21 protein-coding genes are annotated in these 22,884 nt (G+C 62.8%); 4 read left to right on the forward strand and 17 right to left on the reverse strand.

Features of this window, described 5'->3' with window-relative positions; all coding sequences use genetic code 11:
- Positions 1-81 precede the first annotated feature (81 nt).
- Positions 82-975 carry an alpha/beta fold hydrolase gene (locus tag EK373_RS23975; RefSeq protein WP_129646691.1) on the reverse strand — a complete coding sequence of 298 codons (894 nt, stop codon included), beginning with the start codon at positions 973-975 and terminating at the stop codon, positions 82-84.
- A gap of 135 nt (positions 976-1,110) precedes the next feature.
- Here EK373_RS23975 and EK373_RS23980 point away from each other — a divergent pair, with 135 nt between their 5' ends.
- Together EK373_RS23980 and EK373_RS23985 are read left to right on the forward strand one after the other, a co-directional pair.
- A complete protein-coding gene (locus tag EK373_RS23980; protein ID WP_129646693.1) occupies positions 1,111-1,497 on the forward strand; it encodes a GntR family transcriptional regulator in 387 nt (128 codons plus the stop codon).
- A gap of 9 nt (positions 1,498-1,506) precedes the next feature.
- Positions 1,507-2,397 (forward strand): hypothetical protein, encoded by an 891-nt coding sequence (locus tag EK373_RS23985; RefSeq protein ID WP_129646695.1) that lies wholly within the window; start codon positions 1,507-1,509, stop codon positions 2,395-2,397.
- A gap of 14 nt (positions 2,398-2,411) precedes the next feature.
- Here EK373_RS23985 and EK373_RS23990 read toward each other — a convergent pair whose 3' ends face one another.
- From EK373_RS23990 to EK373_RS24025, 8 genes are all read right to left on the reverse strand, one after another.
- A complete protein-coding gene (locus tag EK373_RS23990; protein ID WP_129646697.1) occupies positions 2,412-3,503 on the reverse strand; it encodes a hypothetical protein in 1,092 nt (363 codons plus the stop codon).
- A 37-nt stretch (positions 3,504-3,540) separates the two neighbouring features.
- Positions 3,541-4,500: a retroviral-like aspartic protease family protein gene (locus EK373_RS23995; RefSeq protein ID WP_198683597.1), complete on the reverse strand. Its 960-nt coding sequence runs from the start codon at positions 4,498-4,500 to the stop codon at positions 3,541-3,543.
- Positions 4,501-4,601: 101 nt separating this feature from the next.
- Positions 4,602-6,128, reverse strand: coding sequence for a hypothetical protein (locus EK373_RS24000; RefSeq protein ID WP_129646701.1), 1,527 nt, complete (start codon positions 6,126-6,128; stop codon positions 4,602-4,604).
- A 64-nt stretch (positions 6,129-6,192) separates the two neighbouring features.
- Entirely contained in the window at positions 6,193-7,470 is a 1,278-nt protein-coding gene (locus EK373_RS24005; protein ID WP_129646703.1) for a S8 family peptidase, read from the reverse strand.
- On the reverse strand, positions 7,467-8,102 hold the full coding sequence (locus tag EK373_RS24010) for a S8 family serine peptidase (protein WP_129646705.1): 636 nt from the start codon (positions 8,100-8,102) through the stop codon (positions 7,467-7,469). Before EK373_RS24010 ends, EK373_RS24005 begins: the two co-directional genes overlap by 4 nt.
- 8 nt (positions 8,103-8,110) lie before the next feature.
- A complete protein-coding gene (locus EK373_RS24015; protein WP_129646707.1) occupies positions 8,111-8,746 on the reverse strand; it encodes an RNA polymerase sigma factor in 636 nt (211 codons plus the stop codon).
- A gap of 34 nt (positions 8,747-8,780) precedes the next feature.
- Positions 8,781-9,563 (reverse strand): TorF family putative porin, encoded by a 783-nt coding sequence (locus EK373_RS24020; RefSeq protein ID WP_129646709.1) that lies wholly within the window; start codon positions 9,561-9,563, stop codon positions 8,781-8,783.
- A 96-nt stretch (positions 9,564-9,659) separates the two neighbouring features.
- Positions 9,660-11,126, reverse strand: coding sequence for a CHRD domain-containing protein (locus EK373_RS24025; protein WP_198683598.1), 1,467 nt, complete (start codon positions 11,124-11,126; stop codon positions 9,660-9,662).
- A 139-nt stretch (positions 11,127-11,265) separates the two neighbouring features.
- On the opposite strand from EK373_RS24025, the gene EK373_RS24030 reads away from it, so the two are divergent.
- Entirely contained in the window at positions 11,266-12,120 is an 855-nt protein-coding gene (locus EK373_RS24030) for a hypothetical protein (RefSeq protein ID WP_129646713.1), read from the forward strand.
- Complete coding sequence (locus EK373_RS24035) at positions 12,117-13,220, forward strand: porin (RefSeq protein ID WP_129646715.1); 1,104 nt, start codon at positions 12,117-12,119, stop codon at positions 13,218-13,220. The genes EK373_RS24030 and EK373_RS24035 overlap by 4 nt, the downstream gene beginning before the upstream one ends.
- On the opposite strand, the gene EK373_RS24040 is transcribed toward EK373_RS24035, so the two are convergent.
- From EK373_RS24040 to EK373_RS24075, 8 genes are all read right to left on the reverse strand, one after another.
- Positions 13,217-13,918, reverse strand: a complete 702-nt coding sequence (locus tag EK373_RS24040) for a lipase secretion chaperone (RefSeq protein ID WP_157994512.1) — start codon at positions 13,916-13,918, stop codon at positions 13,217-13,219. The genes EK373_RS24035 and EK373_RS24040 overlap by 4 nt on opposite strands.
- A gap of 66 nt (positions 13,919-13,984) precedes the next feature.
- A complete protein-coding gene (locus tag EK373_RS24045; protein ID WP_129646719.1) occupies positions 13,985-14,851 on the reverse strand; it encodes an alpha/beta hydrolase family protein in 867 nt (288 codons plus the stop codon).
- A 298-nt stretch (positions 14,852-15,149) separates the two neighbouring features.
- The gene (locus EK373_RS24050; protein ID WP_129646722.1) at positions 15,150-15,866 is read right to left on the reverse strand and encodes a hypothetical protein; all 717 of its coding nucleotides are present in this window, start codon (positions 15,864-15,866) and stop codon (positions 15,150-15,152) included.
- Positions 15,863-16,252: a hypothetical protein gene (locus EK373_RS24055; RefSeq protein ID WP_129646724.1), complete on the reverse strand. Its 390-nt coding sequence runs from the start codon at positions 16,250-16,252 to the stop codon at positions 15,863-15,865. Before EK373_RS24055 ends, EK373_RS24050 begins: the two co-directional genes overlap by 4 nt.
- Positions 16,186-17,076 (reverse strand): hypothetical protein, encoded by an 891-nt coding sequence (locus EK373_RS24060; RefSeq protein ID WP_129646726.1) that lies wholly within the window; start codon positions 17,074-17,076, stop codon positions 16,186-16,188. The genes EK373_RS24055 and EK373_RS24060 overlap by 67 nt, the downstream gene beginning before the upstream one ends.
- A 26-nt stretch (positions 17,077-17,102) precedes the next feature.
- Complete coding sequence (locus EK373_RS24065; RefSeq protein WP_198683599.1) at positions 17,103-20,204, reverse strand: YncE family protein; 3,102 nt, start codon at positions 20,202-20,204, stop codon at positions 17,103-17,105.
- Between the two features lie 79 nt (positions 20,205-20,283).
- The gene (locus EK373_RS24070; RefSeq protein WP_129646728.1) at positions 20,284-21,402 is read right to left on the reverse strand and encodes an AraC family transcriptional regulator; all 1,119 of its coding nucleotides are present in this window, start codon (positions 21,400-21,402) and stop codon (positions 20,284-20,286) included.
- 140 nt (positions 21,403-21,542) lie between these two features.
- Positions 21,543-22,784, reverse strand: coding sequence for a porin (locus EK373_RS24075; RefSeq protein WP_129646730.1), 1,242 nt, complete (start codon positions 22,782-22,784; stop codon positions 21,543-21,545).
- Positions 22,785-22,884: the final 100 nt, after the last annotated feature.

Consider the following 22,884-nt stretch of genomic DNA (forward strand, 5'->3'; position numbering starts at 1 on the left):
GCGATCCTGTCCCTGCAATGTGCTGTTCCCTGCACCGCCCAGGCCGAAGTTGCCAGAAGGGCCCGCTCCCCGCACGTACGCTCAGCCGGAACAAAGAAACGCTTCGAGCTCGGAGATCGTTTCAGCTGGATTCTGCTCAGGGAAGAAATGCCCGCCGTGGATGGCGCGACCTCTCACGTCCAGCGCCCAGTTCTTCCATAGCTCGATCGGCCCGCCCGCGGATCGGTACCAAGTGTCCAGGCCGCCGCCGTGGCTCCAGAGTGCGAGCAGGGGCGCGGCGATTTTGCGTCCTGCGGTTTGATCTGCCTCATCCATGGCGAGATCGCAGGTGAGAGCGGCACGATACTCTTCGCAAATCGCGTGCACAGTCTCTGGGTCTCGCAACGCATCGACGTATGCAGCCCTCGCTTCGGTCGAGAAGGAGCTCGGCTCCGACCCCCAGTTTGCAAGGGCATCGTCAATCACCGCCTCGGGATGTGCGCTGATCAGTTTCTCCGGCAGCGGTGCAGGTTGCGACAGCAGCGACCAAGGCCAGAAAGTCAAAGCAGATCCCACATCTGTGCGCCGAATGACTTCGAGGGTGGGGATAACATCGAAAACAGCAACGCGAAGCACCGCGCGCGGGTGATCGAGCGCCATGCGATAAGCGACGCGACCACCGCGATCGTGTCCGACCACGGCGAATTGCGGGAAGCCCAGCGCTCGCATGAGATCAATCATATCGAGCGCCATCGCTCGCTTCGAATACGGCAAGTGATCGGCGGGCGAGGCGGGTTTGCCGCTGTTTCCATAGCCGCGCAGATCGGCACAGATGACCGTGAAGTTGCGGGCGAGGCTCGGTGCTACCTGGTGCCACATTACGTGAGTTTGTGGAAACCCGTGCAGCAACAGGAGTGGCGCGCCTGCCCCGGCGCGGCGAATGAAGATCCGTGTGTTTTCGGTATCGATTGTTTCCGCCATGAAGGTGTCGAGCATGTCCCTTACTCCGCATCTGAATGGGTTAGTAACGACGCCGCTCGGGCGGAAGTTTCTCGTTCACCTGTACCGGGCTTGCTAACCCATCGGCCCACTTGTACCATGGGTCCGACTGGTACAACAGCGAGCGCGCCGATGGAAATCACCATCGACATCGACGACCCCGTGCCTCAGTTCGAGCAGTTGATCGAGCAGATCAAGGCTGCCGTTACCGCGGGTGTTCTGAAGCCGGGCGATGCGCTGCCTTCGATCCGCCAGCTCGCCAACGACCTCGAGCTCAACAGCAAGACCGTGGCGAAGGCTTACAAGCTGCTGGAGCGGGATTCGATCATCGAAGCCAAGGGTTATCGCGGCACCTATGTCCACCCCAAGGCCAAAGCAAACTGTAAGTTCAATCTGCAGGAATGGACTCTGCGCAAGCTCGGCGAAACGATCGCCGAGTTGCGCGAGGCAGGCGTGACCGACTCGGAGCTGCGCAATGCCTTCGCCAGCGCCATCAGCCGGCAACCGCCGGCAAAGTGAGGTGCCGTCATGATCGAAGCCTATGCCTTCTTTGCGGTGTTCGTGATCCAGATACTGGCAATGTCAGGCCTGTATCCGGCCTGGTTCATCCGCTACATGCGACGCCAGGCGGCAAGCATCCCAACCGAACGTCTGGCGCAGCTCTACCCGGGCACCGACGTCGGTCTCGCTCAAAAGCGTTTTGTCACTCGATACCGCGCAGTGAACATCGGCATCGCAGCGCTCGGATTGTTGCTGCTGGGCTGGCTGTTCAAATACATGCAGCAACCGGACTGGGATGATGGTCCGGTGGAGGCGCTGGTCGGCGGATATTTCCTCGTGCAGGCGTTGCCGCTGGGTTTCATCGTGTGGTCGGTCATCAGATTCAACAGCGTGCACAAGCCCGCCATGTTGGAGAGCAAGCGCAAAGCCGTCCTGCAACGCCGTGGGCTGTTCGACTTCGTCTCGCCATTCGTCGTTTGCCTGGCGGTGTTGAGTTATTTTCTGTTCGTCGCGTTCGTGATTTATATCCTGCGGCACCCGTTCTCGGGATTTGCCGGGCTCGTCACTATCGGCGCCATCACGCTGGTCTACCTGCTGGAAGGAGCTGTCGTGTACGCGGTGCTCTATGGCAAGAAGCCCAATCCGTTCGAAACGCACGCGGGACGCCTGCGCACGATGGGGCTGGTAGTGAAGTCCAGTGTCTACTCGTGCATCGCCTGCGTCGCGTTCGTGTCGCTCAACTTCACGCTCGTGCTGCTGGACTTGCAGAGATGGGAGCCGTTCGCGCTGAGTGTTTTCTTCGTGGTCACTGCGCTGCTCAGTGTCATGGGCATGATGGCGCCGCCGCGCTCGCCCGAGGACGATGGGCGCGACTCCGAAGGAGGCACGACTCCTGAAGCGCGAGATTTGCCCGCATAGGTTAACGACATGCGCTATTGCTGCTTGTCCGCCTTGGCTTGTTCCTCCGCGCGGGCTCCTGCCAGGATCCCGGGGAGCGCGTAGTTCCCTTCGTGGCACGCATATTCGTGAATCAACTCGTCGATGCGGTTGAACGGCAGCTCGCCGCTGAAGGGCGCGGTAAACGTCGAGGGATCTTCAACCGTGAACTTGTAGAGCAGGACATTCGGACCCGTTCGCGTGAAACGCTCGGTCACCTTCAGCTTCTCGGAGGCTCCACGATAGGGCCACAGCGGCGAAGTCTGCGCCAGTTGCGTCGGATGGATGTTCGTGGTCTCGACCACGAGCGTGTCGCCTTCCCAATGTCCGATCGAATCTCCAAACCACGGCCGCACTTGCGAGGGCGCGTGCCGGGTCGCTCCCATGCGGATCACGCGCGCGTCATGGTTCATTTCAGTCATGATCATGACGTGATCGGGCGTCTGCACGATGGTGTAGTTGTTGTTATAAAAATAATTCGGGAGCATCGGCGGGCCGGCGTTCGAGCCGAATGAAATGATGCAGCGATCGGAGAGCGGCCGCACTTCGGGGTGGTCGTACTCGCCGTATTTTCTCATCAGCGCCATGCGTTCGGAGGCGCGCTGCTTGCCTTCGGCAGTCAGTGGCGGAATGCGGCCGTCAAGCGGGTCGACGATGATCGAGCTGCGCGCGACGCCATCGATGCGGATGACCTTGTTGCCCGGGTCGAGCCAAAAGCCGTTGTAGCCGCCGACTGCGCCGCCGGCCGCCTCGGCGATCTGCTCGACGAACGTCTTGTTGCCCGGCGGGGATAACGCGCCGTCGCCGCCTTTCGAGGGCGGCGGAGCGTTGGGGTCGCTGGGCCGGTCGCGAAACTCCTCCACCAGCTGCGCGCGGTTTTCAAGGGCAGCGGCCTGCTCGTCGGTCAGCGTCGGGCCCTGTTTGCCCATCCGCTCGAGCGGGGTCTGGGTTTCGTTGCTCCAGTTGCCCTGGAGGTCGGGCCTGCCGTCGACGGTGCGCGGCACGACCCAGTCAGACGCGGGCGCTCCAAACGCGATCGTTGCGAAGCTCAGTGACAGTACAACTGCTCCGACGATTGCCCTGGCCATCGAGATGCTCTCCTTGCAGCCTTGAATTTGTCGTGGCTCAGCTGCGCGCTCTCAGGTGCAGCTCGCGCCGTTTGTAGTCGATGACCAGGACGTCCAGCAGGCCGATGATGTCCATGCCGATGAGCAGGGCGGGGGTGTCGGTCATATCCCAGGCGTCGAAGATGTACATGTCGCCGAACGTCACGTGCATGCCGCGCAGAGTGAGATCGCCGAGCTCGACGGCGGGGGCGAGCACCGTCTCGCCTTTTTGTACATCGAGTGTCACGCCGATGATGGTGTTCTCCACGCCTTTGCGCTTTCTCTTCGCCAGCGCCTCGTGCAGGCTCCGGTTGCCGATCGTTGTTTGTGCGCCGGTGTCGAGCATCGCGCGCGTGCGGACGCCGGCGAGCTTCACGTCGAACATCAGCAGGTGGCCGTAGCGCAGCTTCACCGGAATGCGGGTGTAGCCATGGCCGCGCATCGGGCCGGTCGAGCGCAGGATGGAGATCTGATCGTTCTTGAAATCGATGTGGACGCGCTTGTCGCTGAGGCCGTCCGCGCCGAGCACGCCTTCGGCGCCGCCGAACACGTCGGGCACGATCGCCACCTGGCGATCGCCTAGAAACAGGTCGCCGACCTCGATGCTGTCGACCTTGATGGCGGGCACGATGGAGGAGCCGGTCGCGCCGAGCACTTTCAGCACATTCGTGCCGGCCGGTGTGCCGATCTTCTTGGCGAGCGAGGGAATGACGGCGGTGCGGTTGGCGCCCGTGTCGAGCACCAGTTTGTAGGGACCTTTGCCGTTGATATAGACCGGCGCCCACACGCGGCCGATGCGATCCCTGAGCGTGGGCGCGACGTATCGCGGCTCGGGGGCGGCGACGACCACTTCCTCGACAGTATCTTCGGCGCTGTTAGCCACCGGTGGCGGCACGGCGGACGGCACATCGACATCGTTCGCCGGGCACGCGAACGGCACCAACGAAACAAGCGCGAACCAAAGCACACGCGGGGCCATATTTCTCTCGACACCCATCAGGCGCCAGCCTCCCCAATTCCCCCAGATCCGCATGAATTCTCCGCGCCTGTCTTCGCCCGGTCGAATCCTAGCCTTGCGCTTTAGAGCGTGTCGTCGGCCATTCGTTCCGACGTCTCGACCCATTGACCGCTCCAGCGCTCGGCTTCGTAGCGGGTGGTCATCGGGAAGCCCGGTGGCCGTCGCTGCTCGAAGCGACTGTCGTACTCGATTTCGGTGGCGTAGCGCGGCTCGCTGGCTGACAGGCTGCCGGCCGACAGACTCCCGAAAACCTTCAATGTTGCCGAGCGCGGATGGTCGATGTCGCGCACGACGAAGCGGCGGCCAGCAAAAATGGCCGCATGAATCGTCAGGTCGCCCGGGCCGGTCGTGCCAGGCGAGGCAATTTCGATGTAACGATCGCTCACCAGCCCGAGATAGTCGCGCGAGCTCGAGTCGCGGCGCGGGTCGTTGGCGTAAGTCAGATCGTCCTCGATCACGATCTTGGTCGGCGAGTAGACCAGCATGTTGCCGGAGACGATGCCTTGCACGTACAGCGTCGAGCCCATGTTGCCGACGAAGTACACCGGATGCTCGGAAGGCTTATTCATATAGCCCGAGCCCGGTGCATTATTCGTGCGCCACATGTAGCTGCCATCGGCGAAGAAGCGGATGCGCGTGTCATCCGTGAGCTGGTGGATGCGGGCTTCCGGGTCGTAGGGGGCCCAGGCGAAGGGCTGCAGCGATTGCGGCAGGTTGATGCGATTGGTGCGGGTCTCGATGCCGCCCGCGAAAATGTCCGACTGGCGCCCGCGGCCTCGGGCGGACATTTCGAAACTTTTCGCGGCGGTCGTGACCTTGCCCAGAAACTTCGGCCCGACGCGCGAGTCGTGGAACACGTTGAACTGCGAATTGCTGTGAAAACGGCCGACGATGACGTCATCGTGCAGCTGGACCATCGGATCCCAGCGATCCACCACCTGGGTGAACTGCGAGAACGCGAGCCGTTTGAGCATGATCCGAGTCGACATCAGTTTGCCCTGGTCCGATGCGCTCACTTCCGCGATCACCCGGTCCAGCGCGGTGCCGTCCCGAGCGCGCTCCCAGATCATCTTGGCGGTGTACTGCTTGCCGTCCTGCTCCCAGTGCAGCGGCGTTTCGGGCTTGTTTTGCAGCTCTTCGGCGAGCTTGGCCAGGCGTTGCGGCAGCGAGGTTTGTTCCTGGATCGAGGCCAGGAATGTCACTTCGGGTTGTTCGACCGGCGGCGTCACCGGCGGCAACGGCGGCGCCTCGACCTGCGGCGGTGTGATCTGCTGGTCTTCTGGCTCGCTGCGCACCGCCTCGGAGGCGGGCAGCGGCGGATCGGGCATGCTGACGGAAATCTCGGCAGGCAGAACGGATGCCTGCATCGGCTCGATGGGGCGCAGCTCGACGCCCTCGGCGCGGTCGACCTCGGGCGCTTCGATCAGAACCAGTTGCGCAAATGCCTGGTCATTGGCGCCGATGCCTTCCTGTTTGCCGCCCAGGACGAAGGCGACAATGAAAATCGCGAGGTGAAGCGCTCCCGAGGCAACTGCCGCTACCGTGCGTTGCGCGTTCTTTGTCTCGAGAAGGCCAGCGAGCGCGACCATGTGCCCCCCTGCGTGAAGGCAGGGATAGAGTAAGCCTGCGCGGGAAAAAAAACAGCCCGGTCGACTAATCTGAACGGGCGGCGCGGGACACCGTGGGCTGGCAGCGTTGGTGCGCCTGGCGGCCGGCAAGGGCGACACATAGGTTGATGCTGTCGCCGGTGGGGGCGGTCTGTGCCAGGACCTCGCGGACCTCGTTGGCCTTCAGCCGATGTGACAGTAATAAGGCGATGCCGCCGGAGACATTGGCCGCCGCCATCGAGCTGCCCGAGACAAAGTCATAACCATTGGGCGGCACCAGGGTGAGCACATCGGTGCCCGGGGCGAGCAGGACATCTCGGGCGGTATGTTCGTGGCCCACCGCATCGACGACGACCACGCCAGGAATTTCCGACGGGAAGCCGTTCGCCACTCCGGCGCCGGGCAAGGCGGCGACAAAAATCATGTTGCGTGCGAGGCCGTGCTCGACCAGTCGCCGCAACAGCGGATCGCTCGGGCCGCCGAGGCTCAGGTTCACGACGTTTGCTTTCAACTCGATGGCATTGGCCAATGCGATCGCGAGCGTGAAGCTGTCGCAGACCGCTTGCGAGGGATTGGCCGCCGCCGCCCAGCACGCCGCCAATGCATGGACGTCCGCTTCCGGTGCGACCCCGACGATGCCAAGGCGATTGCCGCCAGTCGCGGCGATGATGCCGGTCACCGCCGTGCCATGGGCGGCAGGACGCAGCCGTTGTCCTGTGAAATTGCTGACAGAGACATGGCTGCCCGCAAGATCGGCGTGCGACGCGTCCACGCCTGTATCGATCACCGCGATGCTCACGCCTTTGCCTCGCGACCAGGCGTGGGCCTGCGGCACACCCATCGCGGTCAGGCTACCTTGGAGTCGGGCGTAAGGATCGTTGTAGGGCCCGTTGTCATATGACCCGGTGTCGGCGCGGCCCATCGTGGCGAACGAATTCAACGGCTGCGCCGACTCGACTCGTGCATCGCTGCGCAGCCGACGCAGCAGATCGGACTGCGATTCGCCGGCGTTCATTTCGTAGACGATGCAATGAACGCTCAGTTGCGCAATGGGCCACTCGCGCACCGGCTTCATTCGATAATGAGTGGCGAGCTGGCGAGCGGTCGCCCGCGTCGTCGGCGCGATCGCATAGGGCATGGTCGAGCCGTAATCGCGCGGCGAAGAGCCAGCGCGAGCGGAGGGCGTCGTGTCAGTGTTGTGTAACGTGATGACCACGAACCGTTCGGGATGAGTGCGAATCAACTCCTCATCCGTCGTCTCGCGCGTGAGCTGCGTGCAGCCGGCGACGACCAGTATCGCGAGCAGTGCCGTCAGGCGTCTCATTGGCCCGTTCCAGCGGCGAGCTGACTCGGTTCGGCAAACAGCACTTCCGGATGGGCGCGCAAGGTCAGGATGATCCGTTGTACGTCCGTGCCGGCCGGCGCCGCCAGCGTATAGACCCCCGCTTCGCTCGGCCCGGCAATGATGTTCGCTTCGACCCGTCGCAACAGCTCGTTGACCTGGCTCAACGAGACCTCGGGAGCAAACACCACGCGCACGGCTGCTCGCGGATCGGAAATTTCCTGCGTTGGCGTGGACAACGTTTTGTATTCCGGCTGTCGCACTGTAGTAAACAACGCGCTGGCGAGCGCAGCGATGGCCACCCACTGCAGCCACAGCGCGGCGATCAGCCACGGCCGTCTGAGGCGGCGAGATTCGGCCGGCTCTGCCTTGGGCTGCTCATCGATTCGCGCCAGCAGTTTCTGCAACGATGCGTTCGGCGCCGGGATCACATCGTCGCTGCCGCGCATGTGACTATGAAGGGCGCGATGCCGCTGCAATTCGTCCCGGCACTCGGCGCAGCTTTCAGCGTGCGTCAGCACGGCGCGCTGTTCGGCGTCGCTGGCCCGGCCGTTCACGACCCAGGGAATCAACTCCCAGCAGTGCTCATGGTTGGCGTGCATTCGGGGGTGCATGCGAAGTCTCACGGACTCTGGTTATTGTTCTGGGGCGTGTTCGGTGGATTACCGGCCAGCAACGGCAGCAGCGTGCTCAGCTTGCGGCGTGCGTGGTACAGGCGTGTCTTGACGGTGTTGACCGGGCAGCTGGTGATTACCGAGATTTCCTCGCAGGAGTGGCCGAGCACATACGCCAGCTCCAGGCACATACGCTGTTCGACGGGCAGTTCCTCCAGCGCCTCTTCGATCCACTCCTGGGTCTCGCAGGCCTGCACGCCATCGACGCCGACCAGCGAATCGGTCGCTTCCAGTTCGAGCAACTCGAACGAGCGTCGTCGCCGGACGCTTTTCAGTGCGCGCCGGTACGCGATGCCGACGATCCAGGTGGAAACACGGGAGTCGCCGCGAAACCGGTCGGCGCTGTTCCATACCACCAGCAAGGTATCGTTGATCACTTCCTCGGCGACGTCCTGGCGTTGGGTCAGGCGCATCAGGAAACGCGACAGGCGGCGGTGATACAGCAGGTAGAGCTCCCGTAAGGCGGCGCGATCGCGCAGGCTCACGCGACGAATCAGCGCCAGCTCCGCTTCGTTATTGCTGAGTGCCGACGGTTTGGCGACCGTCGTCAATCTCGGGCCCGATTCATTATGAGTGCGCGTCATCACGCAGGTAAGTTCCCGGGGCAGGCCGGACGGTTCAATGCAGCGGACCGAATCTCCAGATCACGGTGCCCAGCCAGGTAATTGCGGCCCGCTCGTGCCCGAACAGCTCGCGTGCCGTGCGGTCCACATACGTATAAGTGAGATGGACGGTGAACCGGTCGGTCGAGTGCATCAGCCCGGCGTGGCCATACCAATACTGCTCATCGAACAGGTCGCTGAGGTCGCGGTATCCGACGCCGACATTGCCGGACCAACCGGCGAAGAGGGGCTGATTGGCGCTCAACTCATAGGACAGCGCCGAGCGGTCATCCGCGTAGCCTTCGTAACTTGCATCGCCATAGTTGGGCGACCACGCGACGGTCGCAAACAGCGTGGATCGATACCCCAGCGACGCTGTGACTTCGTCGTAGTCGTAGCTCACATAGGGCGAGTCATCGGGATAGAAGTAATGCGTCGCCGTCACCGAAGTGACCCAATCCGGGCTCAGTCTCCACGCGCGCGCTGCATAGACGTCGATCTCGGTGCTCGCGCCTTGCCCATAGTACCGATCGATCGCGGAGGCCCAGGCGCCGACCGTCCAGCGCTCGTCGAGCTGCGCACGCAGTCCGCCTTGCAGTGCCGGCTCACCCTGCGTTTGTGACAAACCTTGCTGAATGTAGTCGCTGGTCACGGCCAGAGAGCCCGCCCACTTGATCTCGGCGTGCGCGAGGCCGAACGGAGCGGTGCAGCTCACTGCACACGCGACCCAAGAAACAATCTTCGAAACAATGGCGGGCCGAACATTCGGCGAGGCATCGTTGGCGATGAACGTGCTCATGTCGGGCCGTTGGCGCGCTGCTAATCCGAGAGCATTCCCGGTATCGGCAGCATACGCGCATCGACGGCCCGATGAGTACTGGCAGTGTCCTCGCCGTCAATTGTTTTGCGCGCCTTCGCTGATCCAAGTTCTGACGTTGGCGATCAACGCCGGATCGAGCGGTGCGCCGCCGAGCGGCATGCGGCCACCCGTAATACCGGCGGCGCCTTCGATCTTGCGGACCAGATAACTCGCATCCGGATCGCCGGCGCTCACTCGCTGCACTGCTGGCTGTTCTGTACTCGCGACACCTACAAGCGCCGCGAACGATGCGGCTGCACTGGATAGATTCATCGAGGAGGGCAGCGAGCTGCCGCCGCCGCTGTGACATCCCGAACAAATCGGCGTGAAGATCGTGCTCTGGAGCTGCGCCAATGTCACGGTCGTTGCTGGCGGCGGCGGTGGTGGCGGTGGCGCCGCTGCATTCAATGACAATTGACCGCGCAATGCACCGGCGAGCGCCGCGGGTGTGTGCACATCGACATACAGCCGGTCGGCCGCGAGCGCATCGCGATCGGCCTGGGTGACGCTTTGCCCCTCCAGTAACCAATGGGTGGGCGCGGCGGGGTCCTTCATCAATGAGAACAGCGGCGCCGTAGCATTCTCGCCGGCCGCGGCGTTGTGCACGTGTGCTTCAGTTGCATCGTCCACTCCGGTCGTTTGCACATGCACGGTCGCGGTGTTCGCGGCCTCATCGACAGTCATCGCGGCGAAACCGGCTGCCGTCGTCGACACCGGCGGCACGACGCTGGTGCCATCCAGTCCTGCGATGGCAACGACGATTCCTTGTGGGCGAATCTGTCCGCGAATCTCGCCGCTAGGGAAGGCGACGGAGTGCACGTTTACATACATCTGACCGGCGAGCAGCGCGGTTACCTGTTCGGCGGTCAAAGTACCGCCGGCCACTGCATCCCAGCGATTCGGATCGGTGCCGCTCTGCACGAAATCGACGATCACCGGGCCGTTGGTGCCCGCAATGGCCTGATGAATATGTGCGAACGTCGCTGTAATGCCAGTGAGCGTGACGCCACCGGTCACGGCGCCCGTCACCAGATTGAATGTGAGCTGTCCGGCGCCCGTCGCAGTGGAGTCGGTTCGTGGAAACACTTCGGCTGCGCTCACGGCGACGTCGATCGTCGGGGAGTTCAGTACCGTGACTGCGACCGGCGTCGAGGTCGCAGAAGCATTTGCACTGTCGACGGTGCGTGCTGTCAGTTGATGCGCGCCATCGGCGATCGTCGAAGTGTCCCAACTGGCTTCGTAGGGCGCGGTGGTATCGGTGGCGATGACGGCGCCGTCAACGAGAAACTCCACGCGATTGACGCCCGCGTCTGCGGTGGCGGTGGCACTCAATGGCACTGTCCTGTTCACCGAGGCGCCGGGCGGCGCAGTGATCGATGCTGTTGGCGCAGCGGATTGGGCGGGTGCCGGATCGGGTCCGTCATATCCGCCACCTCCACCGCAGCCGCTGACGGCAATCATCGTCACTGCGAGCGAAGACAGGATTGTTCTGTGCGTGCGCATGTTTACATTCCCCACGAGCGTCGATGCCAGGGTTGCAGGCATGAGTACCTGAGCGATGTTCCGAAAGTTCAACGTGCGCAGATGAACCTGGCTCGGGTTCGCAGGCACTCATGCCACGAACAACAAGCTGGGTGAGAGCATGAGGAAGGCAAAGCTCCTGGCGCTGTGCACGACTTGTGCACTGGCTGCCTGCGCTGGCGACGGTAGTGGTCTCGATGAGAACGGTCGGCCGGAAGGCGAGAGCAGCGGCACGCTGCAGCCCGATTTTCAATCCATCCAGGACAATGTTTTCACACCCGTCTGTACTGGATGTCATGCCGGTGCAGCCGCGCCATTGGGCTTGCGACTCGAGGAGGGCGCGTCATACGCATTGCTCGTGAATGCGCCGAGCGTCGAAGCGCCGTCTCTGCAACGCGTGCAACCGAGCAATCCCGATGCAAGTTATTTGATCCAGAAACTGGCGGGCACGGCGGCGGTCGGTGCGCGCATGCCTCTCAATCAGCCGGCGTTGCCTGCGGAGACGATCGCAGTCATCCGCCAGTGGATCGCGGACGGTGCGGCGAACAACACTGCAGTGGGCGGCAGTGCGAAGGTGCGCTTCGAGCTCGTAGAGTTGACGGCAGTGTCGCCGGAGAGCGATGAGGTCGTGCCGGGACCGGTGCGAGATGTGGTCGTCGCATCGAACGTCGAGCTCGATGCTTCACTGCTGCAATCGAGCTTGATCGCGCTGCGCGCCAGCGGCGGTGACGGCAACTTCGACTCGGGCAACGAACGTGTAGTGCCCGTCGACGCGACAGTTCGATCCGACCAGCCCACCGTGCTCGCGATTACCCCGCGCCTCGCGCCCCTGAGTGCGGATTCATATGAGTTGCACATCAGCGGCACTGATCCGGTCGCAATGGCCGATCTGCAAGCGCGGCCGATTGATGGCGATGGGGACGGTGCGCCAGGCGGGGACTTCGTTCTGCGCTTTACCGTGGAGATGACTCAATGAGGTCGGGCACCGTGCTTCGGAACATTTGCGCGCTGGTCGCACTCGTACTTGTCTCCAGTCTGCACATCGCTCGGGCCGAGCCGTACTTCGCCGTTCGCGAGGGACTGAAGTGCGCCAGCTGTCATTTCAATCCAGCCGGCGGCGGTATGCGCAACGCCTTTGGCAATGGCTGGGCGCAGAGCGCATTGCCGGCGCGTCGCATTGAAGGCACGGGAACGGATGCGTGGACGGGTGTGTTGAGCTCGTTCGTCGCGCTCGGCGGGAATCTGCGCGCCAATGCGACGTACACCGACGTGCCCAACGCCGATGCCACCTCAGAATTCGAGCTCCAAGAGCTGCGGGCGTATCTCGCGATCTCGGCGGTTCCAGACCGACTGGCGGTTTATATCGACCAGCGCATCGCGCCTGGCGGCAGTCAGAATCTGGAAGCGTTCGCTCGTTACACCACGAAAGATCAGCGATGGAACGTTCAGGCCGGGCAGTTCTATCTGCCGTATGGATTGCGGATCGAGGATGACGAGGCCTACATTCGACAGGTGACGGGCATCAACTTCGCGACGCCGGATCGTGGCGTGCAGGTCGGCTACGAGTCGGCGCAGTGGTCCGCGCAGCTCGCCGTTTCCAATGGCACGGCGAGCGGGCCCGAGCCCGATGAAGGTAAGCAGGTGAGCTTGCGAGCCGAACACGTTCAGAATGTCTGGCGATTTGGCGCGGGCTTCAATAACAATCATACAGACGCCGGCGACCGACAAATGCAGGGCGTGTTCGCTGGCGTCCGCACCGGCCCGATCGCGTGGCTCGCCGAAGCGGACTATTTGACGGACGAAACCCTCGGGCCGGTCGAGCGCAAGCAATGGGTCGGCTTGATCGAGGCGAACTGGCTGGTCGGCAAAGGTCAGAATCTGAAACTGACGGCCGAGGTGTTCGAGCCCGATACCGACGTGGACGAAGACGAGCAGAATCGTTACAGCCTGGTTTGGGAATATGTGCCGTTCCAGTTCGTGCAGCTCAGAGTCGGCGCGCGCATCTACGACGGCATTCCCCAGAACGATCTGCAGAACCGGAAGATCTATTTCGCGCAGGTCAACGGGTTCTTTTAGTGCCGTTGGCCGGCTTCGATCTGGTCGTGCAGCTTCTGGGCACGCTCGGCCTTTTCCTGCAGCGTCAGGCTTTGATCCTTTTCCAGGCGCATCAGATCGATCAGCGAGCGCGTGACCTCTTCCTCAGCGCCGAAGAACGCCCTTGCGGCCTCCGGCCCGAAGTGCGCGACGCGTAGTGCGTGCAGACCATCGAGCTCCGCGAGTGCGGCTTCCTCGGTGGTGGGCGCGATGCCGGGGGGATAGGACTGTCGTTGCTGTTTCGAATAGTTTTCGTAGCGTTCGAGCAGGGCTGTCGCTTCGGCCGCGGCCGCCGGCGGCAACTTCGCCGTGGCGTCTTGCTGAGCGTCGAGTAGATCTGCGCGATCGGTCTGTGCAAACAACGCTTCCATGTTGAGGCGCGTTTGTTCGTCGAGGACGAGCTTGCCGGTGCTATCGACGCGGAATGGATTTTTACCGTCGGTCTTGCCAGGCGGTGTTTCCGGTGCAGGCGTCGTCGTCGCAGGCTCGGGTTCAGCGGGGTGGTCAGATTCGGCAGGCCTCGCTTCGACTTCGGCCGTTCCAGTTGGGGCAGTCGCAGCTGGCAGTTCCCCAGGCGCGCGAATCTCGACCGATTGCGAAACATCCGGACGCGACCACCAGAAGATCGCGGCTCCGCTCGCGACGAGCAAACAAACGAGGCCAAGAATCCGACTTCGCATGCAATCGCTCCTGATGGGTTGGGCGAGGATGGCGGCCATTGCAGCCGCCATCAGAGGCCCGAGCGCTCAATACGGACAGGTCGACCGATAGTCCGAGAACACCAGCGACGTGGCATAGCTCTCGTGGGGCGCGCCGCACAGGAACGGCGAATAGCGCGTGTCGTTATCCATGAAGCGCTTCACCCAGGCCACCGAATAACGGCCAATCGGCGTGTTGGTGGTGTTGGGCGCGAAGTGCGAGGCGCCGTTCAGTTCCGCATAGGCCTTGTCGAGCGAGCTCGACAGGCTGTTGTAGAACGGAATGGAATGCGAGGCGACCGACGCGACGGAGTCCGACTCCGCACCGACGACCAGCGTCGGCACCTGCACGCTCGAGAACGACTTGATCGTGCTCCATGCGGTCAAAGGCACCGCCGCTTTCAACGAAGGATTGTCACGCGCGGCATACAACGTTCCGCCGCCACCCATCGAGTGACCGGCTACGCCGCGTCGAGAGGCGTCGACCCGGGCGCGAACGGTGGCGCTACTGGAATTGGTGACGTAGTTGAGCGCTGCCATCAGCTGTGTCGCGCGGCTCGGCGGTTGATCGAGCGTGGAGTTGGTGTCGATCGTGATCACGACGAAGCCATGCGTTGCGATACGACGGCCCAGCCACGCGATCGAAGATTCAGTTGCGGTGAAGCCGGGGCAGATCGCCAGCACCGCGTAGCTGCCGGTCGTCGTCGGGTAGTAGATGGTGCCGCCGCCGAAGCCGGTGACCAGGCTCGACACGGAGGAGGTTGCGACACTGAACGGACCGCTGGTGGCGTTCAACGCAGCGGAGGTTGGATCGGGTCCCTTTTGATAGGGATTCGTTTGCGCATTGACGCTGGCGGCCAGAACCAGCAAACCCAGTCCGATGGCCCATCTGTGAAGGAGGCTCTTCCTGTCCATGTGGATCCCCTGATGCATCGTTCATGTTGATGATTCGCACGCGCCGGCCTGGCGAGTGGGAGCTGCTACCTCGTTCCGCTCTGCGGCTGTGGATCGCTCATCACGGAATCGACGGCGGAGGCATATAACACGACGAATCACGAAAATACCATGCATGGGCAAGAACGCACCCGAACGTCAATTCGACTCGGGCGGTTCGATGCTGGTGTAAATGTTTGTTTTAGTTCGAGAGCCTGAAGGTCACACGTCTCCTACCGGGGGTTGGGGCAACTCGTTCACGTCTGCTCTGGCACCGGGTTCATGGATTATCTGCTCCGCTGATCGGCGCCTCAGGCTGTACTGCAGAGTGGTCTTCGATGACTGGCGTTAGCAAGTCATCGATGCTGACACGCTCGAACTCGAGCAATTCAGACCATTGCGCGGCTGTTAGCAAAGGCCGCACTTCGTCGAGAAAGGCGCGTTGGTGATGATCGATACCCGCTGCGGCCAGGTCGCGTGCGTAGGCTCGCTCCATGGCTGGAATGTTTGCTCGGTCCAGCTCGGGATCGAGCACCAGCAATTGCGCGGCGGTTGAGTGATTCAACTTCGCGAGCAGCAGCGCACGCTGCTGTTCGGGGTGTAGCGGCGACGTCGTTTGAACCTGGTTCGCGAAGACTTGCAGGTGAGCTTGAATCGCGTCGGACTCGCGAAGTTGCTCGTACAGCGAGTATTCCTCCGCGCTCAGCAGCAGTGAGATTTCGCGCTCGCGTCTGGCGGAGGAGTCCGCGAGCAATGCCCGTAGGCGAGAGGCGGTCAGGGGCGGCAGCTGGTCGAGCAGCGCCGCGTACTTCGGAGCGATCGTAATCGCCGGCTCTTGCTCCTCTGCGCCAGGCGCAGGCATTGCTGCGTCGACTGGCGAATCAATTCGTTCGACACGCGGCGGCGGTGGCGGAGTGGATTCGGGGTTCGATGTTTCCTTCGAAGCCATCCACCACGCCGCGACCGCAACCACACATGCGATGAGAGCGCGCCTCACCAGTTCTTGCTTCGCGTCGACCAGATGCCGCCGCAGAAGTAACAGCCCGCGCCGATGAACATACTGCGACGCTCGGTTTCGCCGCCGATGTGCCAGCGCAGCCAGGCGGTGATGGCCGGCAATCCCGAACGGGCCGCGTCGATGTGACCGACGTTGTCCATGATGGTGAACACGATTGGTACTGTGGTTGCGCTGTAGTCGCGTTCGCAGTTGGGCGTTGCTGTCGTGTCACTCTCGCCGCAGATGTAGATTGCGGGATTGCGCAAGTTGCGAGAGCCGTTGCCATCGAACGAGCCGCCGGCGACATGAATCGTTGTTTTCAGTCGTGAATCGCTGGCAATGGCGAAGGTGCCGATCGAGCCGCGCGAGTGGCCGCCGGCTGCCATGCGATCCAGGGCAGACGTTGGTAGTAGGGACTGCCGGCGCGCCCATTCTCACTCACCAGCCAATCCAAGGCGGCGCGCAGCTCGCTGCCGCTGCTGGTCGAGACTTCCGAGTAAACGACAAATCCGTGTGAAGCGAGGCGTCGCAGATGGAATTCATAGCTGCTCGGGGTCGCGCCTGCGCCCGGGCCCCAGACGAACACAGGATGCCGCAAGCCGTTTTGACCGAGCGTCGTCGGACGCACGACCCAGCCGCTGCGGCCGGAGCCGGCACTCATGTCGACGGTGGTCGAGAACGGACCGTCGGTCTCGATGCTCGATACCGGCGGCAGCACGCCACCGCCCGGATCGGGATCCGAGCCGCCCGTGCCATCGAGCACGATGTTTGCAACGGTGTACGTTTCCAGCAGGCTGCTGGCGCTGACCGCGAAGCGCAGGAACACGCGGCTCTGATTGTTGGCTCCAGCACCGAGGCTCAGCGTGACACGACCGCTCGCAGTTCGAACGGACTCGAGCGGAGTGAAACTGCTGCCGTCCGTCGAGTACGAAGCGGTGGCAGTTTCGCCCAGGTCGAGCCCGGACGTTGTGCGGTCGAAGCTCAGTTGTACGCTCGTGAAGCCTGCGGTGCTGATGGCGGCAGAGGTAATCTGCGCGCCACCAGAGAGGCCGCCACGCGTGCGTGCGCCAAAGGTTCCCGTCGTCACGCTGCCGCTGGATGTGAATGTGCCCAAGCCGCCTGCGAAATTCTCCTGAAAGATAGTGGCGGCGGACGCACCGGCACTCACCAGCGCACCGATCGCGATGGTCGCGAATGTGAGCAATCTCATAGGCGTGGCCCTCCGTTGCCAGTTCCTCAGGTCTCATCCCGATCGAGCACATTGTCCGAATCCCGGTCGACACCGATGCGCGAACCATTTCCCGGCGGCGCGCACGTGAATGTCACCGTCGTTCCGGCCGAGCTGACCTGATTCAGCAGCCCCTGCAGTGTCAGTGCCGCCTCCGACGCGGCGTTCGGCACGAAGCTCTGGCTGCTGTTCATCACCCAGCCTTTAGCAACGTTCTGTATCACTGCCTTCGCGACCAGCTCGCATTCGGGCCGGGGCGTCGTGACCAACGCGCGTTGCACGAGCAGATTCACACGCGCGACGACGTCACTTTGGGTCACGTTGGCGGGAGTCACCGTGACTTGCTGGCCGACGATGGGATTCATCTCGGCGGGCATCGCGAGCACGAACTGCTCGACCTGGGCTCGCTGAGTCGCGTTCAAGGTGAACACCGGCGCGCTCAGGAACAGGCTGACCGTGCCGGAGGCGCCGGAGTTGTCGAAGCCAAAGCCGCGAATCTGATCGCCGAGGAAAGGCGAGGTGGTCTGAGTGTTCTCGGCAAACATGCCGACCTTCTGATACATGTTGCGCAGATGCGGGATCTTGAAGTCTTCATCGACACCCCCGCCCTCGATCGCCATCGTGCCGTCGGTGCCGAAGCGATTCTGCGCCGGGTTGACCACGTGACAGCCATTGCAGGTGGTCAGCGTGTCGGAAGTGACTGTGTTGTAGATCTGCTGGCCCTGCGCCTGGATCGTCGTGAGCGAGTTATCCAGATTGGCGACAGGATTCGGTGGGTAGGTGAGTCGCAGCGCGAACTTCGCGAACGCATCCATCTCTGTTTCGCTGAGCTGCGTCGCGCGGCCGAGCAGGCCGGTGAACGCGACGTTGAAGTCCTCGAACGCCTGTTCCTCGAGTGTTTCGTTGCCGTCCCGGCTCACACCGGTGCGGTCGCCGCGCCAGTGCATCGGGCCATTGCCTTTCAGGCCGCGCAGACTCTGTGTGGTCATCGGTCCCTTCATCGGGTGCAGATTGCGGTTGCGGCCGAAGATGGGAATGTTGGTGTTGTAGGCGGTCGGGTTCTGGACGAGCACGTCGTCGGGATTGCCCAGATCCCACGCGAGCTGATCCATGTCGCCGAAGGTGTGACAGCCGGCGCAGGAGGAGTCGCCGCGGCTCGACGTCGCGTTGGCGTCGTAAAGGAACGGCCGGCCGGTGGTGACCACTGCGGGCTCTGGATTGAACATCCGGACGTGCGCCGCTTCGGTGAACTGCGTCGTGTTGACGACGGAGATGCCGTTGTCGAAGCGAGTCAGAACGTAAGCGCGGGCCCGTGCTTCATCGAACACCACGCCAGTCGGGCCGCCGCCCGTGAGGGTCAATTGATTCGCGGCGGCGGGAGTGAAGGTATTCGCTTCCAGCTGCGACGTGCTGAAGCGAGCGAGCTTGCCGGAACCCATCGCGACGACGAACAAGTTGCTGCCGTCAGCGCTCACTGCCATCTCTAGCGGCGTAGCCAGGCTCAGCGCACGTTCCGCCGCCGTGCCGACACTGCTGTTATAGCTGGTGATGTGTTTGTTGAGGTGGCGGGGCGCCACGGAAGTGCCGCTGATGACGGTAATGCGGTTCTCTGCAAAGTGGCCGCGAACTGTTGTTGCCCGACTGCCAGGGCCTTCGAAGCGAGTGCGGTTGAGCGCTTCGGTGTTGCTCACATAGACGACACCGGTCCGCGGATTCACGGCCACATTGAACAACGTCGTGCCGACGCCGCTGATGCGGCTCGTGACCTGCGGTAATGTGCCCGTCGCATCGATCGCGAACACATCGTAGTCGGGCAAAGTGAGCTTGACGCGATTGTTCCAGATCTGCGGCGCGACGCCGGTTCGCGGGTCGCCGCCGTCCAGCCAGTTCGTGCCATTGAACTGCACGATCAGTCCGGTGCCCGGCTGTGTGGTGCCGTCAGCGGCGTTGAACGGCGGTGGCTTGGAAATGCCGCCTTCGCCGATGTCATCCGTGAGCACGGTGCTGCGGTTGCCGGAGTTCAACACGGCGGCGTACACACGACTGCCATCGGCAGTTCGCGCGAGCCCACGCAGTGTGTCGCCGAACATGTTGAGTATCGTGGCAGGCGCGCCGCCGAGCTTCGTGCCGAGATTGTTTCGAGCAAACACCCACACATCCGCGCGACCGACGCCCGCGGTCGTGAGTTGCGGATTGAACGGAGCATTCTGGCCGCGATGCGCGGCGGTGATGAATGCCCAGGCATTCGAAGGCCCGGCGAACACGAGGTCGCGCGGCTCATCGCCAACCAGCAGGGTGTTGACGATGCGCGCCGGCTGCGACGACACGTCGACGATGCTGACGCTATCGGACAAGTGATTGACCACCCACAGTTCGTTATCGTTGGCGAGCGCCACTGCGACAGGCTCCAATCCCACCGCGATGGATTGCAGCAGGGTCGGCGTGGCGCCGGTGGTGTCGAATACTTCAACCCGGTTGTCTGGCGTGTTGACCGCATACAGACGAGCGCCGTTGCTCGACAAAGCGAGCGGGCGGACCTGGCCCGTCTCGAATGTCACAAATTCTCCAAGCGCCGGCCGCGGACCGTCTGGATTGCCGCCGCCGCGGGTGCCCGACAGCGAGACGTTGTCGACGTCGTAGGTTTCGAGCGTGCTGCTCGCATTGATGCTGAAGCGTATGACGATGCGGCTGGCGTTTGCAGCAGATGCGCCGAGTGGCATCGTGACTCGTCCAGCGGCCGTGCGGCTCGACTCCAGCGTGACGTAGGCGCCGCCATTGATCGAAACAGCGGCAATGCCAGCTTCGCCAAGGTCCAGGCCGGATGAGGAACGGTCGAAGCTCAGCGAAATATCCGTGAAACCCTGCGCGTTGATCGCAGCCGACGTGATCGTTCCATCGTCGCTGCCGAGGCTGCCACGCAGGCGCGCTACACCGGTAGTCGTCGAGACGGTGCCGGTCGATGTGAATTGACCCAAGCCGGCCGAGAAGGCCTCCTGGAAAATCACATCGGCGCGAGCGACACCTGCCGACAGGCAACAGGCGGTCAACAAAGCACTGAGGCATAAGAGCTTGCGCCGGCGCGGAACGCGCGGCGTGAACGAGTGAAGCATTGGATCGTCCCCCTGTAACGTGCGTCCCGCGTAGAGACGCAATCGTGATGCTGTGCCGGGCCGATCCTAAAGACTGCTGCTACGAGCGCGCTATGACACGACTTACCGCTTTGGTGGAGGATTGGCTTGTGTTGATGCGGCGCGCGGCACTCAGCGGTTCCGCTTCTCGTAGAGTGCCAGCAGCGCTGCCGCTCCAATTCCGTATGGCGCGACGCAGGCTGGACGCGCACGAGAAGCCCATCAGCTCCGCGATCTGATCGACGCTCAAGCGCGAGCAGCGCAGGTGATGTGCCGTGAGCTCCATGAGAACTTCGTGCGAGAGCTCGCGAAAGGTGACGCCTTCGCTGGCGAGCCGCCGTGTCAGGGCGCGAGGCGTGACGCTCAACATCGAGGCGATCTCTTTGAGCGGCGGGCGTTTGTTGAAGCCGGCGAACACGTGCCAGCGAACCTTGGCCCGATAGCTCGGCTCGACCTGCGATTCCGCCAACTCCTGCTCGCAGCGCTGGATGATTCGATCGAATGCGCGCCGTCGGAATGGACGGAACGGTTCCAGTACGAAATGCCGATGTGCGGCGATGTAGGAGCGCGGGCAATCGAAGCGAACCGAAGTGCAGGGGAGCGAGCGATACAGATCTGCGTAGCTTGGCTCGGAGTAGTTGAGACACACACGGATGGAGGTGTCGGGTGCTGCCTTGTTGCCGCACGAGTCCCAGATGCGAAGCTGCACAGCGAGACGGAATTCACCTTCGAACTGGCGCAACGGAGCAGGTGCGCCACCGGCAGGAAAGCAGTCGAGCGGATCGACGATCATGCCGTTGAGATCCAGATACGTCGTGGGGCGCCGACCGCGGAATGCGTACCACGGTTGCGCGATCATCAAATAACGTTGGAAGGCTTCACCGGCCGCACGCAGGCTGGGACTACACTGCACGACCCCGCCGACGGTGCCGTAATAACTCCAATCGAACATCTGACCGACGAGCAAACCGAGGCCGGGGCGGCGACATCGCGACAGCCCGTTGGCGATCAGCCGCGCCTGCTGTGCATATGAAATACGCACACGGGGATCGTCGAGCATCGACTGCGAGATGCCCGTACCGCGGAGCAGAGTGGCAAGGCTGGCGCCGAGTTGCGTGAATGCTTCGATGAATCCCAAGGGATGAAGCTGCAGCGGAATGACAGCTGCGTCGGCGTCCATGTCCTTCCCCCGTGCGTCGCTTGCGTCCGCTCGTCCATGGCGGACGTTCGGCCGTATAGCACGGGCTGGAGAATGTTGTCACCGGGGGCGGCGTTCAGTTCCGCACAGCGCCGGCCCCGTCGGTTCGAACTCGAGCGATCTCAGAACGACAGATACGCTCCGATGTTGAAGGTGTTGCTGTCGTTCTCGATGCCGTTGTGAGCTTCGGCGTGCACATCGGAGAACTCGAGGATCGCGGTGAGATTCTCGGTCACCGAATAATAGACGCCGGCCGTATATTTCTCGTTGGTTTTCACGAGGTCCGAGGGCGCTTCGCCCGAGGCGAGATCCAGATTGCTCTGACCGTAGTTGACGCCGAGCTTGACGTCACCGAACTTGTAGGTTGCCTGAGCGAGGAAGCCATCGGAGTCGCGTTCCTGGCCGGTGATCGTCGCGCCGAACAGATACAACGCTGTGGTGCCCATGCCTTTGCCGTCGTAGTACCAGGCGAGCACTTCGAAATCGCCCAAGGTGACTTTGCCGCCGACGTCGAAGCCACGGCTGTCGAAGTCGCCGATGTTGAGCGGGCCTTCGTGCTTCTGTGAGATGAAACTGGCCGATGCATAGAAGACGTCCGATTTGAACGCAACCTTGGCGTGGTAGCCGGGGCTGCCTTCGGGCGTCGCCGTGCCTTGAGTGATGGGCTCGAGCGGATCGAAGATGCCGACGGTGATTTTCAAGCCGCCGAAACTCGGCGTCGTATAGTTGATCTGACCCAGCCAGTCCGTATAGATGTAACCGAGTCCGATCGAGCCCAGCGATGTGTTGGCCGGCGCCGCGTAGTTGCCATTGCCAGCGCCGACGCCGGGCAGCGTCATGTCGTTCAAAATTGCGTCGGCGCCGAACAGGCCGATGTTACGGCCGAGCATGAACTCGCCCATCTTGTCGTTGCCGAAGGTCATGAACACCTGGCGCATGTCGATGGCGGTGGTGCCGAGCGCCGTGTTCAGCAGGTCTGCGCCTTGCTGCAGATTCGGGCTGCCGTCGTTGGTGCTGATGCCCGGATAGAAGCCGAAAGTCACCGAGAGGTCGAGGCCCTTCTGGGTCGTTTTGGCCCCGATCGCAAGGGCGGCCGGAAGCAGGCCGTTGCTGACCGAGGAGGTGCTGTCTTCTCCAGCTGCACCACGGCACGCGAGCCCGCCGGTGATTCCGAGCGTCGTTTGTTCTTCGCAACTGGAGTGGATGTAGTAAACATTCACATTGCCGCTGGCCGTCAAGGTCCAGTCACCGGCGGCGACTTCGACCGCGGCGGAGGAGCGGGGCACGAAACTTGCGGCTAGTGCGGCTGTAGCCGTACACCAGCAGATATAGGTGAGCCCATTTCGGCGTTCTTTGATGCGCATGGCTTTCCCCAATACGGTGTTGACCGTTGCCCGACCTGTAGCAAGGGCTATGCCACTTCGGGATGAGGTCATTCGCGTGCACACGGCGCGCTGCGGTCGT

This window comes from Peristeroidobacter agariperforans, assembly GCF_004138335.1.
GTDB classification, from domain to species: domain Bacteria; phylum Pseudomonadota; class Gammaproteobacteria; order Steroidobacterales; family Steroidobacteraceae; genus Steroidobacter; species Steroidobacter agariperforans.

Coding starts and splice junctions, on each gene's coding strand:
- EK373_RS23990 (WP_129646697.1), bottom strand. CDS start 3,503: ATGGCCAGGGCAATCGTCGGAGCAGTTGTACTGTCACTGAGCTTCGCA.
- EK373_RS23975 (WP_129646691.1), bottom strand. CDS start 975: ATGCTCGACACCTTCATGGCGGAAACAATCGATACCGAAAACACACGG.
- EK373_RS24070 (WP_129646728.1), bottom strand. CDS start 21,402: ATGGACGCCGACGCAGCTGTCATTCCGCTGCAGCTTCATCCCTTGGGA.
- EK373_RS24025 (WP_198683598.1), bottom strand. CDS start 11,126: ATGCGCACGCACAGAACAATCCTGTCTTCGCTCGCAGTGACGATGATT.
- EK373_RS24055 (WP_129646724.1), bottom strand. CDS start 16,252: ATGGCAGCCGGCGGCCACTCGCGCGGCTCGATCGGCACCTTCGCCATT.
- EK373_RS23980 (WP_129646693.1), top strand. CDS start 1,111: ATGGAAATCACCATCGACATCGACGACCCCGTGCCTCAGTTCGAGCAG.
- EK373_RS24065 (WP_198683599.1), bottom strand. CDS start 20,204: ATGCTTCACTCGTTCACGCCGCGCGTTCCGCGCCGGCGCAAGCTCTTA.
- EK373_RS24035 (WP_129646715.1), top strand. CDS start 12,117: ATGAGGTCGGGCACCGTGCTTCGGAACATTTGCGCGCTGGTCGCACTC.
- EK373_RS24020 (WP_129646709.1), bottom strand. CDS start 9,563: ATGAGCACGTTCATCGCCAACGATGCCTCGCCGAATGTTCGGCCCGCC.
- EK373_RS24030 (WP_129646713.1), top strand. CDS start 11,266: ATGAGGAAGGCAAAGCTCCTGGCGCTGTGCACGACTTGTGCACTGGCT.
- EK373_RS23995 (WP_198683597.1), bottom strand. CDS start 4,500: ATGGCCCCGCGTGTGCTTTGGTTCGCGCTTGTTTCGTTGGTGCCGTTC.
- EK373_RS24040 (WP_157994512.1), bottom strand. CDS start 13,918: ATGCGAAGTCGGATTCTTGGCCTCGTTTGTTTGCTCGTCGCGAGCGGA.
- EK373_RS23985 (WP_129646695.1), top strand. CDS start 1,507: ATGATCGAAGCCTATGCCTTCTTTGCGGTGTTCGTGATCCAGATACTG.
- EK373_RS24045 (WP_129646719.1), bottom strand. CDS start 14,851: ATGGACAGGAAGAGCCTCCTTCACAGATGGGCCATCGGACTGGGTTTG.
- EK373_RS24075 (WP_129646730.1), bottom strand. CDS start 22,784: ATGCGCATCAAAGAACGCCGAAATGGGCTCACCTATATCTGCTGGTGT.
- EK373_RS24005 (WP_129646703.1), bottom strand. CDS start 7,470: ATGAGACGCCTGACGGCACTGCTCGCGATACTGGTCGTCGCCGGCTGC.
- EK373_RS24010 (WP_129646705.1), bottom strand. CDS start 8,102: ATGCACCCCCGAATGCACGCCAACCATGAGCACTGCTGGGAGTTGATT.
- EK373_RS24000 (WP_129646701.1), bottom strand. CDS start 6,128: ATGGTCGCGCTCGCTGGCCTTCTCGAGACAAAGAACGCGCAACGCACG.
- EK373_RS24060 (WP_129646726.1), bottom strand. CDS start 17,076: ATGAGATTGCTCACATTCGCGACCATCGCGATCGGTGCGCTGGTGAGT.
- EK373_RS24015 (WP_129646707.1), bottom strand. CDS start 8,746: ATGACGCGCACTCATAATGAATCGGGCCCGAGATTGACGACGGTCGCC.